The sequence below is a fragment of the Leptolyngbya sp. UWPOB_LEPTO1 genome (assembly GCF_017302695.1).
Classification (GTDB): domain Bacteria; phylum Cyanobacteriota; class Cyanobacteriia; order Leptolyngbyales; family Leptolyngbyaceae; genus Leptolyngbya; species Leptolyngbya boryana.
The window spans coordinates 180,934-194,807 of sequence record NZ_JAFLCJ010000009.1 but is presented as its reverse complement, the minus strand read 5'-3'; the positions used below and the strand labels follow the sequence as shown (position 1 = coordinate 194,807).

General features: G+C 47.2%; 17 protein-coding genes. 15 read left to right on the top strand and 2 right to left on the bottom strand.

Annotated elements, in window-relative coordinates; all coding sequences use genetic code 11:
• Window positions 1-80 precede the first annotated feature (80 nt).
• On the bottom strand, window positions 81-425 hold the full coding sequence (locus J0L70_RS15685; protein WP_017286554.1) for a hypothetical protein: 345 nt from the start codon (window positions 423-425) through the stop codon (window positions 81-83).
• A gap of 323 nt (window positions 426-748) precedes the next feature.
• Between J0L70_RS15685 and J0L70_RS15680 the strand changes: the two genes are divergently transcribed.
• The 5 genes from J0L70_RS15680 (at window position 749) to nuoK (ending at window position 4,969) form a co-directional block, all read left to right on the top strand.
• Window positions 749-1,891 (top strand): citrate synthase, encoded by a 1,143-nt coding sequence (locus J0L70_RS15680; protein ID WP_017286555.1) that lies wholly within the window; start codon window positions 749-751, stop codon window positions 1,889-1,891.
• Window positions 1,892-2,272: 381 nt separating this feature from the next.
• The gene (gene nuoH, locus J0L70_RS15675) at window positions 2,273-3,391 is read left to right on the top strand and encodes an NADH-quinone oxidoreductase subunit NuoH (protein WP_017286556.1); all 1,119 of its coding nucleotides are present in this window, start codon (window positions 2,273-2,275) and stop codon (window positions 3,389-3,391) included.
• A 29-nt stretch (window positions 3,392-3,420) separates the two neighbouring features.
• Window positions 3,421-4,002 (top strand): NAD(P)H-quinone oxidoreductase subunit I, encoded by a 582-nt coding sequence (gene ndhI / locus J0L70_RS15670; RefSeq protein ID WP_197693408.1) that lies wholly within the window; start codon window positions 3,421-3,423, stop codon window positions 4,000-4,002.
• A 49-nt stretch (window positions 4,003-4,051) separates the two neighbouring features.
• Complete coding sequence (locus J0L70_RS15665) at window positions 4,052-4,651, top strand: NADH-quinone oxidoreductase subunit J (RefSeq protein ID WP_287455211.1); 600 nt, start codon at window positions 4,052-4,054, stop codon at window positions 4,649-4,651.
• A 12-nt stretch (window positions 4,652-4,663) separates the two neighbouring features.
• The gene (gene nuoK / locus J0L70_RS15660) at window positions 4,664-4,969 is read left to right on the top strand and encodes an NADH-quinone oxidoreductase subunit NuoK (RefSeq protein ID WP_017286559.1); all 306 of its coding nucleotides are present in this window, start codon (window positions 4,664-4,666) and stop codon (window positions 4,967-4,969) included.
• Between the two features lie 68 nt (window positions 4,970-5,037).
• On the opposite strand, the gene J0L70_RS15655 is transcribed toward nuoK, so the two are convergent.
• Entirely contained in the window at window positions 5,038-5,925 is an 888-nt protein-coding gene (locus tag J0L70_RS15655; RefSeq protein ID WP_287455210.1) for an RpnC/YadD family protein, read from the bottom strand.
• Between the two features lie 114 nt (window positions 5,926-6,039).
• Here J0L70_RS15655 and J0L70_RS15650 point away from each other — a divergent pair, with 114 nt between their 5' ends.
• The 10 genes from J0L70_RS15650 to J0L70_RS15605 all read left to right on the top strand — a co-directional run bounded on the left by J0L70_RS15650 (window position 6,040) and on the right by J0L70_RS15605 (window position 13,777).
• Complete coding sequence (locus J0L70_RS15650) at window positions 6,040-6,477, top strand: hypothetical protein (protein WP_017286561.1); 438 nt, start codon at window positions 6,040-6,042, stop codon at window positions 6,475-6,477.
• A 43-nt stretch (window positions 6,478-6,520) separates the two neighbouring features.
• The gene (locus J0L70_RS15645) at window positions 6,521-7,057 is read left to right on the top strand and encodes a tol-pal system YbgF family protein (protein ID WP_017286562.1); all 537 of its coding nucleotides are present in this window, start codon (window positions 6,521-6,523) and stop codon (window positions 7,055-7,057) included.
• Window positions 7,058-7,115: 58 nt separating this feature from the next.
• A complete protein-coding gene (locus tag J0L70_RS15640; protein WP_287455209.1) occupies window positions 7,116-7,856 on the top strand; it encodes a DUF3153 domain-containing protein in 741 nt (246 codons plus the stop codon).
• A 6-nt stretch (window positions 7,857-7,862) separates the two neighbouring features.
• Window positions 7,863-8,942 carry an AI-2E family transporter gene (locus tag J0L70_RS15635; RefSeq protein ID WP_017286564.1) on the top strand — a complete coding sequence of 360 codons (1,080 nt, stop codon included), beginning with the start codon at window positions 7,863-7,865 and terminating at the stop codon, window positions 8,940-8,942.
• 125 nt (window positions 8,943-9,067) lie between these two features.
• A complete protein-coding gene (locus tag J0L70_RS15630) occupies window positions 9,068-9,421 on the top strand; it encodes a LapA family protein (protein WP_017286565.1) in 354 nt (117 codons plus the stop codon).
• A 75-nt stretch (window positions 9,422-9,496) separates the two neighbouring features.
• A complete protein-coding gene (locus tag J0L70_RS15625; RefSeq protein ID WP_154660823.1) occupies window positions 9,497-9,649 on the top strand; it encodes a hypothetical protein in 153 nt (50 codons plus the stop codon).
• A 15-nt stretch (window positions 9,650-9,664) separates the two neighbouring features.
• On the top strand, window positions 9,665-10,483 hold the full coding sequence (locus tag J0L70_RS15620; protein WP_017286566.1) for a segregation/condensation protein A: 819 nt from the start codon (window positions 9,665-9,667) through the stop codon (window positions 10,481-10,483).
• 105 nt (window positions 10,484-10,588) lie between these two features.
• Window positions 10,589-11,674 (top strand): undecaprenyldiphospho-muramoylpentapeptide beta-N-acetylglucosaminyltransferase, encoded by a 1,086-nt coding sequence (gene murG / locus J0L70_RS15615; RefSeq protein WP_190653590.1) that lies wholly within the window; start codon window positions 10,589-10,591, stop codon window positions 11,672-11,674.
• Window positions 11,675-12,802 carry a THUMP domain-containing class I SAM-dependent RNA methyltransferase gene (locus J0L70_RS15610; RefSeq protein ID WP_326498301.1) on the top strand — a complete coding sequence of 376 codons (1,128 nt, stop codon included), beginning with the start codon at window positions 11,675-11,677 and terminating at the stop codon, window positions 12,800-12,802. It begins immediately after the preceding gene.
• Between the two features lie 255 nt (window positions 12,803-13,057).
• A complete protein-coding gene (locus J0L70_RS15605) occupies window positions 13,058-13,777 on the top strand; it encodes a carbonic anhydrase (RefSeq protein WP_287455208.1) in 720 nt (239 codons plus the stop codon).
• Window positions 13,778-13,874 lie beyond the last annotated feature (97 nt).

The following is a 13,874-nucleotide window of genomic DNA, read 5'->3' as shown; positions in this document are numbered from 1 at the left end:
TTGTTAGCAGATTTCGGACTTTGATTCTGCGTTCCCAAGCGGATGATGCTAACAATCGGAAAAGCTAACCCGTGGAAAATCTAACACGCTTGATCCATCAAAGGTTCAATCCAAGGTTGAAATTGATCTCGTCGGAAGATTTGGGCACGTCGATGAGAATCAAATCGAACCAGACTTGGAAGTCCATATTGTCGAATGCAATCTTTTATCCAGGAAGCAACACCAAGGTTCGCTTCAGCAGACATTTCAGCCTGAAAGAATCCGTACATTAACACCAGTTGACTGTGAGAAAAGAGCGGGGCATCTTGCTCAATGAGGCGAGTCAACATGGTCTTCGGAGCGTCTTCACGGAATCGAGAATTGTTAGAGCGATGTTCTTTATGATGAGCCGTTTCACGTTGTTTACGAGCATGGTTATGAGGCATAAAACTCCTTACGATCGAATATAAAAAATCGCCAATCGACTCCCTCCAGTCAGAAACCAGTTTGGGAAGAGAGTCAGTTGGCAAGGTGGTAGATGCAATTTCGTCAAGATGTAAAGCTTTCTAACTCGATAGTATTAGCTTTTATAAAAAACCGCAATTGTTTACAGATTCATATCTCAAATTTGTAATCTTTAACACCAAACTGTGCTATTTCAGTAGGTGAGGAAAACTGTTAAAAAATTCTGAACAGGTTTGTTCTGGACAAAGCTTGCCAGGAGATCTGGTAAGTTAACTTGTGAGTCTTAATTAGCCATACCGTAAACATGACTGTCGAATTTAGGGCAGGTCTAGAGGGCATTCCTGCAACTCAGTCCAGCATTAGCTTTGTGGATGGGCAGAAAGGAATTCTGGAGTATCGCGGCATTCCGATTCAGGATCTCGCGATGCAAGAGCAGAATACCTTTTTAGAAACTGCGTATCTTCTGATTTGGAACGAATTGCCAAACCGTGACACTTTGGCAGAGTTTGAGCATGAAATTCAGTTTCATCGTCGCTTAAAGTACAGAATTCGCGACATGATGAAGTGTTTTCCGGAGTCGGGGCATCCCATGGATGCTCTGCAAGCCTGTGCTGCGGCGTTGGGTTTGTTCTACTCGAAACGGGCACTCGACGATCCGACCTACATCCGAGAAGCTGTCGTGCGAATCCTGGCAAAGATTCCAACGATGGTCGCAGCATTTCAACTGATGCGGAAAGGGAATGACCCCGTTCAGCCTCGAGATGATTTGGGGTATGCTGCAAACTTTCTTTACATGTTGAATGAGCAAGAGCCAGATCCCTTCGCCGCTCGCATTTTCGATATCAGCTTGACTTTGCATGCTGAACACACGATCAATGCCTCTACCTTCTCAGCAATGGTGACTGCTTCGACGCTCACTGATCCTTATGCAGTGATTGCTTCAGCCGTGGGAACGCTGGCAGGGCCGTTGCATGGAGGAGCCAGCGAGGAAGTCATTTTGATGCTGGAAGAAATCGGATCGGTTGAGAATGTCCGCCCATTCTTACAAGATCGGTTGGAGCGCAAAGATCGGATCATGGGATTTGGGCACCGGGTTTACAAGGTGAAAGATCCAAGAGCGATCATTCTGCAACAGTTAGCTGAACAACTCTTCGACAAATTTGGGCAAGACAAGTATTACGATATCGCAGTCGAATTGGAGAAAGCGGTCGAAGAAAAACTCGGTCATAAGGGGATTTACCCGAATGTCGATTTTTACTCGGGACTGGTGTATCGCAAGTTGGGCATTCCCACCGATCTGTTTACGCCTGTGTTTGCAATTTCCCGCGCTGCAGGCTGGTTAGCGCATTGGAAAGAGCAGCTTGCAGAAAACCGGATCTTCCGTCCGACGCAGATTTACACGGGGCTACATGGGCAGCCTTACACCACGATCGAGAAACGAGGATAAAGATTGCGTAATTTCGATGATGGGTTAGACCCCTCTTGCAGATTCCCCAATCCCTTGCAACTATAACAACGTGACGATTTTCAGGAACTCCAGCCCTCAGGAATCTTGCTTCTGGGGGTTTCTTTTATTTTTACAAATTCTGACTAGGGATAATTTCCTAGACAATATAGAGTATTAGCAGGCCTTATCGGCTGAACCATTCAATTTACTCAATCCGCTGCATCAGATACTTTGATGGCTCAAATCGGCAGAAATTCAGTAGTTCGATACGTTTCGCACCCAGTCCGACCGCTATACTGAAAGACGTTGAGAGCATCGATAAATCTTCATGTCGAGAAGATCTACTCCTCTCAACGCTGCCTTCTTACTGCGTTGGGAACCATGAACCCAGGAATTGACCTTCAAGGAACCTTTATTGAAACTGTGCAGAGCCTTGGCATCCCCGCCGGGGCAGCAAAAGCCCTCTGGATGCCATTGCCGATGCTGATCATGCTGGTTGCAGCGACGGTCAGCGTTCTGGTTGTGGTGTGGCTAGAACGGAAAATCTCAGCCGCCGCGCAACAGCGGATTGGTCCTGAATTCATCGGACCGCTCGGCGTTCTCGCCCCGCTTGCGGATGGCTTAAAACTCGTATTGAAAGAAGATGTGGTTCCGGCGAAAGCAGATAAGCTGCTCTTTACCCTAGGTCCCGCGATCGTGGTTATTCCCGTCTTTTTGTCCTACTTGATTCTGCCGTTTGGACAAAACCTTCAAATCACCGATGTCGGGCTGGGAATCTTCCTTTGGATTGCCTTATCGAGCGTTGTGCCGATCGGGCTTTTGATGTCGGGCTATGCCTCGAATAACAAATACTCGCTGCTGGGTGGATTGCGGGCTGCGGCTCAGTCGATTAGCTATGAACTGCCGCTGGCACTATCAGTTTTAGCCGTTGTCATGATGTCGAACTCGCTGAGTACGGTTGATATCGTCAATCAGCAAGCGGGCTACGGAATTCTGGGCTGGAATATTTGGCGACAACCGGTTGGATTTATTATTTTCTGGATTGCGGCTCTGGCAGAATGTGAGCGGATTCCCTTTGACTTACCAGAAGCGGAAGAAGAACTCGTTGCAGGGTATCAGACTGAATATTCAGGCATGAAGTTTGCCCTGTTCTATCTCGGGTCTTATGTGAACTTGACGCTCTCAGCCTTGCTGTTTGCTGTCCTTTACCTGGGTGGTTGGGAATTCCCAATTTCGCTAAGTGTCATCTCCGGACTGATTGGCGTGCCCGAATCGACTCCTTGGTTGCAGTTGATTTTCGCCACAATCGGCATTGGAATGACGCTCTTGAAGGCTTATTTCTTGATCTTCCTGGCGATTTTGATGCGTTGGACTGTGCCCCGTGTGCGGATTGACCAACTGCTCGACCTCGGCTGGAAGTTTCTACTTCCCGTCTCGCTTGTCAACTTGCTGATCACCGCAGGTTTGAAACTGGCATTCCCGGTCGCGTTTGGCGGCTAATCCTCTCGAACTGGAGAACACCCATCATGATGAAATTTCTCAAACAAGTCGGTGATTACACGAAAGAGGCGATCCAAGCAGGCAAGTATATCGGTCAAGGCTTGTCTGTGACCTTTGACCACATGCGCCGTCGCCCTATCACCGTTCAGTATCCTTACGAAAAGCTGATTCTTTCTGAGCGCTTCCGGGGACGGATTCACTTTGAATTTGACAAGTGTATTGCTTGCGAAGTCTGTGTGCGGGTTTGCCCGATCAACTTGCCTGTCGTAGATTGGGAATTCAACAAAGAAACCAAGAAAAAGAAACTCAATCATTACAGTATTGATTTCGGCGTTTGTATTTTCTGTGGAAACTGCGTGGAATATTGCCCCACGAATTGTTTATCCATGACAGAAGAATATGAGCTGTCTACCTACGATCGACATGAACTGAACTACGACAATGTGGCACTGGGTCGTCTGCCGTACAAAGTGACGAATGATCCGATGGTGACTCCGTTGCGTGAGTTTGCATACTTACCGAAGGGTGCGATCGATCCACATGATCTACCTGCTGGTTCGCGTCGGGCTGGCTTACGTCCTGAAGAGATTGTTGAACAATCGCAGCAATAGGTGTTAGTTGGGGCGTGACTGCCCCACTTGGTATTTAGGGAGAGAGACCGTGAATTTAGCGGAAGGTGTTCAAATTGTATCGTTCGCGATCCTGGCAGCCATGATGATTGGATCTGCGATCGGGGTCGTTTTACTGGAAAATGTGGTTTATTCTGCCTTTCTTTTAGGCGGCGTTTTCATTAGCATTGCGGGATTATATTTGCTGCTGAATGCAGACTTCGTGGCAGCGGCGCAAGTTTTGATTTACGTCGGGGCAGTCAACGTCTTGATTTTGTTTGCGATTATGTTGGTGAACAAGCGTGAGGCATTTCAGCCGATCGCGAAGTCTTGGATTCGTCGGGCTGCAACTGCACTCGTCTGTGCTGGAATCTTTGCGCTGTTGAGCGCAATGGTGTTGACGACTCCTTGGGCGATTTCAACAGCGGTTCCGGTGGAGAGTTCGATTATTACGATCGGGCTGCATTTCTTCACCGATTTCCTCTTGCCGTTTGAATTGGCATCGATTTTGTTGCTGATGGCATTAGTTGGCGCGATCGTGCTGGCGCGTCGTGAGTTTCTGCCGGATGAGGATGAGGCGGATACCGCTTTAACTTTGCCAGAGCGTCCGCGTGAGTTGGTTCCCGCTGGACAGAACAACCCTGAAAACTAAGGACTTTGAACGATGCAACTTCAATATTTCTTACTCATTGCAGCCGCGTTGTTCTGCATTGGCGTATATGGTCTGGTGACGAGCCGAAATGCGGTTCGAGTCCTGATGTCGATCGAATTGATGCTGAACGCTGTGAATTTGAATTTGATGGCGTTTTCTAACTATCTTGATCCGCAAGAGATCAAAGGTCAGATGTTTACGATTTTCGTGATTACGATCGCGGCTGCAGAAGCGGCAGTTGGGTTAGCGATCGTGCTGGCGATCTATCGGAACCGCGATACGGTCGATATGGAACAATTCAATTTACTCAAGTGGTAAATTGTTCTCCAACTTTTCTGAAGAGAGGTGTAGTGAGTCTGCACCTCTTTTTTGTTTGAGGATAGCAATTAATCTTGCTGTTGCTGAGATTGAAGGATTTGAATTTCAGCGATCGTCAAGCCAGTCACTTCAGCAATGAGTTCCATATCGAGATTTCTACGAAGCATATTGAGAGCGATCGCCTGCTTTTCTTCCAATTTTGCTCTCCGCTCTAGTGATGACACATACTTCATCCGTCTAGCCTCCTCAAAAGTTTCTAACTCAGCCTGTAACTGGCGCTCTAACTCTTCAGGCAAATTCATCAGCCAGTCTAAAAAGTTGTGTAGCTCTAGTATATCTTGCTCACTATAGCCACGATCGTAAAGCATTGTCGTCAGATGATACCGCCAGCGCTTGCGCTCAAGTGGCTGATTGTGCGTTTCCTTGGTCTTTAGATGAGCCATCGCGACGACAGCAAAAGGATTTTGAATGGCTTCTAATTCTGTCCATTGAGATTGATAGTCTGATAGCTTCACGATTGGAAACTCAAAATGAGTGGCACAGCCCCACAATTCGTCATAAAACCTGCTGGGTCGCCAATTCGGGCGGTCATCACCCAGAATGGCTAAGCTGACAACAGGGCAATTATAGCGATCGCGCAATCGATAGTTGTAGCTGTACATCCTGGCGGCGAAATCGCGCTCCTCTTGACTTTGCACTTCAATGTGACAAATCACTAAGGTTCTCTCACCCCGCAGACGGTGAACTTCGACTAATTTATCGGCATAGCGTTTGGGAATCTCTGCATCTCTGACGATTTTCTGTAATTCTTTATCTAGAAAGCGAACCGGCTTTGACCAGTCAACATCTGCCTCAATCGTTGGGAAAAAGAAGGCTAGAAACTCTCGAAAATACAGTTCGATAAAGGTTTTCCAAGGATTATCGTAATCTGTATTTTCAGAGGATTGTTGCGTCATTACGCCAAAATTAGTTGATATGTTCTATATCCTATCATTGCATGATTAGAGTTTATTGAAGTTGCTTGAGGCTGTAAACGATATCCTATCTTTAGGAATTTAGGCGGACTTATTATGAGTGAGTGGGCTGAAACTGTTCGAGAAATTTGGACAAATAAGGTTGCAAATGACTATCAAGCGCAGGCAGATGGCGCACAGTCTTTTCAGGCGAACCCTTCGATCACTTTGAATTTGACCGATGAAGAAGAACGATCGATGGTTCCTAAACCTGTTCTCAATGCTTATGATTACTACGTCGAAGAAGTCGAAGCCGCAGATTGGGGATCGGTCACAGCCACGATCGAGAAACTTCAAAATCAAGAAGTGTTTGCAGTCACCGTTAGTACCGATGGCAACGATGGCTGGGTAGAACTGTTCGATCAAAAAGGCGAAAAACTCGGGGCAGCGAGAACCCTAGAAGCTTGGACAGCTTGGGGAGAAACCAACGAAATTCGCGCTTATACGCAAGATTCAGAGCTTCCCCACGAATTGAAAGCGAAACAGAGGTCTTAAATTTTCGATACCCTGAGAGAAGGCGAATGGTTCAATTTTCGGCATGACAACAGAACAGAAAGAGCTTGCACAACGGGAATATCAAGCAGGAAAAGCAGCTTTTGAGCGGGGAGATTATCGGCAAGCAGTCACCGCTTTAGAGCGATCGAATGCGCTGGTCGAACCGGGGTCTAAACTCGGTGGCGAGATGCAAATTTGGTTAGTGACCGCTTACGAAGCAGCAGGGCAGAGAACTGAAGCAATTACCCTGTGTCGCAAAGCTTGCCAACATCCAGATTTGACCACCCGTAAGCAGGGCAAACGCTTGCTCTACATTCTAGAAGCGCCACGATTAAAGACGCGACCGGAATGGCTCACCGAAATTCCGAATTTAGAAGGAATCGATGAAAATGAATCCGATCGCGATTTTGGACGGTCTAAATTTGCGCCAACAAAGCCAACCAGACGAGTGGAGCCGAAAAAACCGATTGTGCCGGAAGAAGTTGATCTTAGCCAAGTGAATACCCAAGACAACGCTTTTATTTGGGTAGCATTAATCGCCGCGATCGCAATTATTGCAGGTTTAGTTTGGCTAAGTTAGGGATTTATACCTCGCATCGTGGTACATCATAGAAGACACTGACTGAATCGCCCCCGATATGATTGCTAAACTCGCTCGCTTGCTCAAACATTTCATCGTTTTGTGTATCGTTTGTCTGATCACGTCCGGCTGTGTCAAATACGATGTCGGGGTGCAGTTTGATAGTCCAAATGGGGGCGCGATCGTCCAAAAAATTCAGCTTGACGATCGCTTATTGACCAGTGGGACATCTCAAACTTGGCTCGCCAATATTGAGCAACGCACTCGCAAATTGCAGGGCAAAATTCGCAAAGTCTCCAGTAATGAGATCATTGCCACCATTCCATTTAGCAACGGGCAGGACTTAGAGAAGAAATTTAACGAGTTTTTCAGCACAGAACTTGCGGCAAAAGTTCGCGGCAAGAAATCCCTGGAATTGCCACAAATCGATTCTAAATTTGTGGTGCAGCAAGGAAATTTCATTGTCTTGGAGCGGACGCGATTGATTTATGATATCGATCTGCGATCGCTAGGAATTGCTACAGACAGTCCAATTAGTCCAAATTCATTGCTAGATTTGCAGTTTAGCGTCGAGGCTCCGTGGGGCGCACAGAGTCTGAACCGGACAAAGAATGGGGTGGTGATTCCGGCTCGTCGAAACGGCAAACAATTGATTTGGACACTTCAACCGGGTGTACAAAATCATATTGAAACGGCATTTTGGATGCCTAACCCATTGGGCATCGGAGCGTTGGTGATTGCGGCGATCGTAGCGGCTGGAATCTTTTTCAAAAAACAGCAGCCAGTGACAGTGAGTTAAGGCAATATGGCTCGTCCTTCTCACGATTTACAGCGCTTGTTGATGATTGGGCTCAGTGGTCCAATTATTGCCTTGAATGTCTATCTGCTTGGATGGGTCGTGTCATATTTTGATCACCTATTTACTGTGTTGACGATCGCGGCAATTCTGGCGTTTCTCCTCGATTATCCCGTCCAAGCCTTTGAGAGACTTCGGATTAAACGGCAAGGAGCGATCGTGATTGTGATCGTGATGACGATCGCGCTTGTGGCGATTTTGGCGACAACTTTGATGCCGATTTTGCTCACCCAGACCACCCAACTCTTGGGGAAAATTCCGGGTTGGTTAGAATTGAGCCAATCAAATTTAGAATTTTGGGACAATTGGGCAAAGGCGCGAAATTATCCGATCGATCTTAAGGGATTTGGCGGACGGCTGAGTACACAGATTGAGAACCAGTTGCAAAACATTGCCCCGCAAGCTTTAGGGCTGGCATTGGGAACCGTAACAGGCTTAGTCGATACGGTTCTGGTGATTGTGCTGGCGTTTTATATGTTGATGTACGGGGGACAACTTTGGACTGGATTCTTAAATCTGATTCCAGCCAAGTTTTCGGTTCCATTGAGTCGATCTCTGAGAACAAATTTTCATAACTTCTTCTTGAGTCAAATTGTCCTAGCGCTGTTTATGGCGTTAGCGGTGATCCCAGTCTTTACCGCATTGAAAGTGCCGTTTACGTTAGTGTTTGCGCTGATCATCGGCGTTGCGGAAATTATTCCATTTATCGGTGCGACCTTGGGAATTGGTCTTGTGACGTTATTGGTAGCGTTTCAGAGCGGTTGGCTTGCCGTCCAGGTGGCATTCGCTGCGATCGTGCTTCAGCAAATTCGAGACAATCTGATTGCGCCCAAGATTATGGGGGATTTTACGGGGTTAAATCCTTTGTGGATTTTTATTGCATTATTGATTGGACTTCAGGTGGCGGGAGTGTTAGGCATCATTGTGGCAGTTCCAATTGCAGGAACGATTAAGGGCATCATTGATGCGATCGTGCAGGGAAATTCAGCGATCGTGATTCCCCCTGAGAAAGAACTGCCACCCGCTTAAACTCAAATCGAGTAACCGCGATCGTGCAGCGGGGGCAGAACTGTTTAATCATTTACTTAGATTTTCTTCAAATTAGTTTCTGCTGAATCTTGCTAAACTAGCGGCGTGATTCGGAGCATCAAACGATGAGACAAGTAAATTTTGTAATCATTTTTGTCATCTGCTTAGCTTTGGTGTTATTCGGCATCGAAAACACCGAGCCTGTCGTGATTCACATTGTTAAAAACATTCAGTTTCAAGCCCCTTTATCGGTCGAGTTGATTCTCTCAGCCGGAATTGGTGCAGTTTTAGCTTGGGTGTTTAGTGTTTGGTCGCACGTCCAACATACCGTTGAAATCGGCAAAGAAGTCACCGTTCGAGACGAGCGGATTCATGAACTCGAAGACGATATCCAACGGTATAAGGCTGAACTGGAAGAGCAGCAACGTCTATTGCCTGCGGCATCGAATGTTCAAGATGCAGAGGTTTATGCGCAGTAGGGGAATGGGGGAATAGGGGAATAGGGTGAAGATCTGAAATCATGGTTGCTGCTCCACATCTCCCCACTCCCCACTATGAACTTTGGAGAAATGCCGATCGACGTGACAAACTCAGTCAGCCAGATTAATCTTTTATCGAGTCGTCCGTGGAGTTTTTGTGTACCATTGACGCTATTAGCCTTGATTATTCTGGCTGCTGTCTATTTCGCACGCGTTAAGATCCGCTAATTTCCAAGCTATTTTATGGCAGTTTCTCTCGCTCAAGATGCGATATCACTTTTAATTGATCTGGCTGAACGCGGTGAAATCGATCCGTGGGACGTGAAGGTAATTGATGTGATTGATCGCTTTCTCAGTGAGCTTGCTCCGGCGACTGGACGCGAACTCTATGAGGCAAATCTTTCTCAATCGGGGCAAGCGTTTCTCTATGCCTCGATGTTGCTATTGCTGAAAGCGAATACGCTGGCACAGGTCGAGATTACGCCAGAGGTTTCGGAGTTCCCGGAAGAAGAGTTTTTTGATGAAATGGCAGTTGGGCAAACGGTTTTGCCCTTGAATTTGGAACGGCAACTTCGTCGTCGCGCGGTTGCTCAACCGCCACAACGACGGCGCGTCACGCTGAAAGAATTGATTGAGCAACTGCAAATTATTGCAGTTGCATTAGAAGAGAAGGAGCCGCGACCTCGGACGAAACGGCTGAAAGTTCCGCGTGCCGAAGCCGTTAAAACGATCGCCGCTTTGGCGCATGAAGAAAATCTGTCTGAGATGGCAGTTGCGATCGAGGAATTTTTTGCGGATCACTGGTCAGAAGTCTCGCATGGCAAAGACTGGATTGATTTTGAATTGGTTTTAGAGTTTTGGGTCGCAGTGCAGGAACGGAACAATAAAATTGACCCGCATCATACGGAAAATCATGAGCGGGTTGGGGTGTTTTGGGCGTTGTTGCTGCTGTCGGCACAGTCAAAAGTGGAATTATCGCAGGATGAGTTTTATCAGGAACTGCGAGTGAAATCTTTAGTGGGATTACCGATGGAGCTTGCAGAGACAGTACTGCCAGATTGAGCAAGTTTTTCAGGACTGAGGCGAATTCCCAACATGAACTGAGAATAATTTCTGTCATGCTTTCCAGAGTGCGGTAGAATCCCTTCGTGTTCTGTTAATTTCGCCGTGGAATCCTCGTTAAATCAGCCTAAATCGCGCCGTCTCCTGATTGCTGCTAGTGGAACAGGAGGACATGTTTTTCCTGCGATCGCAATTGCGGAACAGTTGCCAGAGTTTCATATCGAATGGCTTGGAGTTCCGGATCGTCTAGAATCACAACTTGTGGGCGATCGCTATCCGATGCACAAAATCTCCGTTGCAGGCTTTCAGCAAAAATTCGGCTTAGGGACGCTGAAAATTCTATTTCGCTTGATCAACTCGATTCGTCAAGTCCGCCAAATTATCCGGCGAGGAAAGTTTGAAGGCGTGGTGACAACTGGAGGCTATATTTCTGCGCCTGCAATTATTGCGGCTCGAACTTTAGGGTTGCCTGTGATTTTGCATGAATCGAATGCTTTACCTGGCAAAGTGACGCGATTTTTTGCCCCTTGGTGTACTGTCGTGGCGATCGGGTTTGATGTCGCAGCCAAATCATTACGGAAAGCAAAAACCGTTGTAGTGGGAACGCCTGTACGATCGCAGTTTCGAGCAGCACTTGCTAATCCAGAATTGCCAGATTTGCCGATTCCCTCTGGCGTGCCGCTAATTGTGGTGGTCGGAGGCAGTCAAGGTGCAGTCGCGATGAATAAACTCGTGCGCGAAGCGGCTCCTGCTTGGTTTGAGAAAGGCGCTTGGGTCGTGCATTTGACTGGAGAAAACGATCCAGACGTAAAAAGCTTGCAGCATCCGCAGTATTTAGCGTTGCCGTTCTATCAAAATATGGCGGCATTGTTTCAGCGAGCCGATTTAGCAATTAGTCGATCGGGAGCCGGAACTGTGACTGAGTTGTTAGTCACAGGAACGCCTGCAATTCTAATTCCTTATCCATTTGCCGCAGAGGATCATCAAGCTTTTAATGCGATGGTAATGGTTCGCGTAGGAGCAGCAGAGATGTTTCGACAAGCGGAATTGACTGCCGAGCAACTTCAGCAATCGGTGCTTGACCTATTGAATGATCCAGCTCGGTTAGCAACAATGAGTCAGCAGGCATTGTCGATCGCGATAATTGATAGTGCAGAGCGAACTGCACAGTTAGTGAGAGAAGCGCTCTAAATGATGAATCAGTATTTTGCAACAGTCGCGCGGGGACTCGAATCCCTAGCTGCACAAGAATTAGAGCAGTTAGGAGCAAAAACGATCGAGCCTGGATTTTGTGGCGTTTCATTCACAGGCGATCGTGATCTTCTCTATCGCGTTAACCTTTGGGCGAGATTACCATTTCGGATTTTGATGAAGTTACATGAGTTTCCCTGTCAGGATTCGGAAGACTTGTATCGGGGAGTGCAATCCATCGATTGGTCATTGTATCTAACTCCCGATATGACCTTAGCTGTGAAGGCAACAGGCAAAAATCAACAGCTCAACCATACTCATTTCACAGCGCTTCAGGTCAAAAACGCGATCGTTGATCAGCAGCAAGATCGATTTAGCGATCGCTCTAATGTCGAATTGCAATCACCCGATGTGCAAGTTACAGTACACATCGATCGTGACCTTTGTACGGTGAGCCTCGATAGTTCGGGTGAGAGTTTACATCGTCGGGGATATCGCCCTGCTGTTGGTGCAGCTCCCCTAAAAGAATCACTCGCTGCTGCATTGATCCAACTCTCTGGATGGCAGCCAGAGCAAATGTTTTACGATCCGCTTTGTGGGTCTGGGACGTTGCCTTTAGAGGCAAGTTTGAAAGCGCTGAATGTTGCCCCAGGACTATTTCGTGAACGATTTGGATTTGAAACCTGGCTCGATGCTGATCTAAATTTACTGGATGAGCTAATTAAAGCAGCAGAAGCGAGCCAGCGAGAAAGTTTGCCTGCACCAATTTGGGGCAGCGATCGCAATCCAGAAGTAATTGAACAAGCGATCGTCAATGCGACCAATTGTGGGGTATCAAACCATGTCTATTTTTCAACGATCGAGCTAGAAGACGTTGCTGCACCCGCAGATAGTGGGGTACTGTTTTGCAATCCACCTTATGGTGAGCGCTTAGGTCGAGATAGCGACTTAGGCGCATTCTACAAACGCTTAGGCAATGTATTAAAGCAACGTTTCAAAGGTTGGACAGCCTTTGTTCTGAGCGGAAATAAGGAGCTTGCTCAATCGATCGGACTACGATCGTCGCAAAGATTTGCAGTTTACAATGGTGCATTACCTTGTCAGTTGATGAAGTACGAACTTTACTAAGCTCGTGAATTAACTACCTCCGAGCTTTTTCCTAGCACATTCGCTTGCAAAGCGTTAAGAGTGCTTGCCAACCTGATTCAATTCGCGATCGTTACAGAGGAATTGCTCTTCGATTGAGCCTCAACTCCAGTTCGTATGGATGGACAGGCTTAGCTGAATAAGTGAACAGTGATTCTGATATAGTCTCCTCATCACCTGTATCAATGCTATCGATAGAGAAAATTGCATTGATGATAGTAGCTTGAGGTTGATCAAATGACTCAAAGACTCGGATTTATTGGACGACGATCATTTCTGCAACTTGCCGGATTAGGCGGAATGGGTGTTGCTGCCAGCAGCGGACTTCTGTGGCATCCAGAAGCAGCAGTAGCACAAAACCCTACTACCAAACCTCAGCCTGTTAGCCCGGAAGCTGCCCTAAAGCGACTGCTCGAAGGGAATCAGCGCTTTATGGAAGGGAAGCGACAAAACCCGAATCAATCTCGCTTGCGTCTGCAAGAAACTGCTGTTGCTCAATACCCCTTCGCGTCGATTTTGGGCTGTGCAGATTCGCGAGTGCCTGCTGAAATCGTGTTTGACCAAGGCTTAGGAGATTTGTTTGTCGTTCGCGTTGCCGGAAATGTGGCGAGTCAAACTGCGATCGGCAGTTTAGAATTTTCTACGGCTGTACTGGGTTCGCAACTCATTGTAGTCGTGGGGCATAGCCGTTGTGGGGCAGTCGTAGCAGCCACGAAAGGCGACCCCTTACCCGGTCGCATAGGTACGTTTGTAGAAGAGATTAAGCCTGCTGTTGCGCGTGTGGTCGCGAAAACGGGGGACTTACAGCAAAATGCAGTTATCGCAAATGTGCAATATCAGGCGGAGCGGCTGGCAGAGAGTTCAACTATCTTGGCTGGCTTGATCAAAGAAGGCAAACTCAAAATTGTTGGGGGACGCTATGACTTGTCAAGTGGTAAGTTCGTGATTGTGACTTAGCTACATCTTGGTATGAAGTATACCTAAAACGATTCCCTCATTCCTGTTGTTAGCAGGAACGAGGGAATCCAACCAGTTCACAGCAGTTCGACGTTAA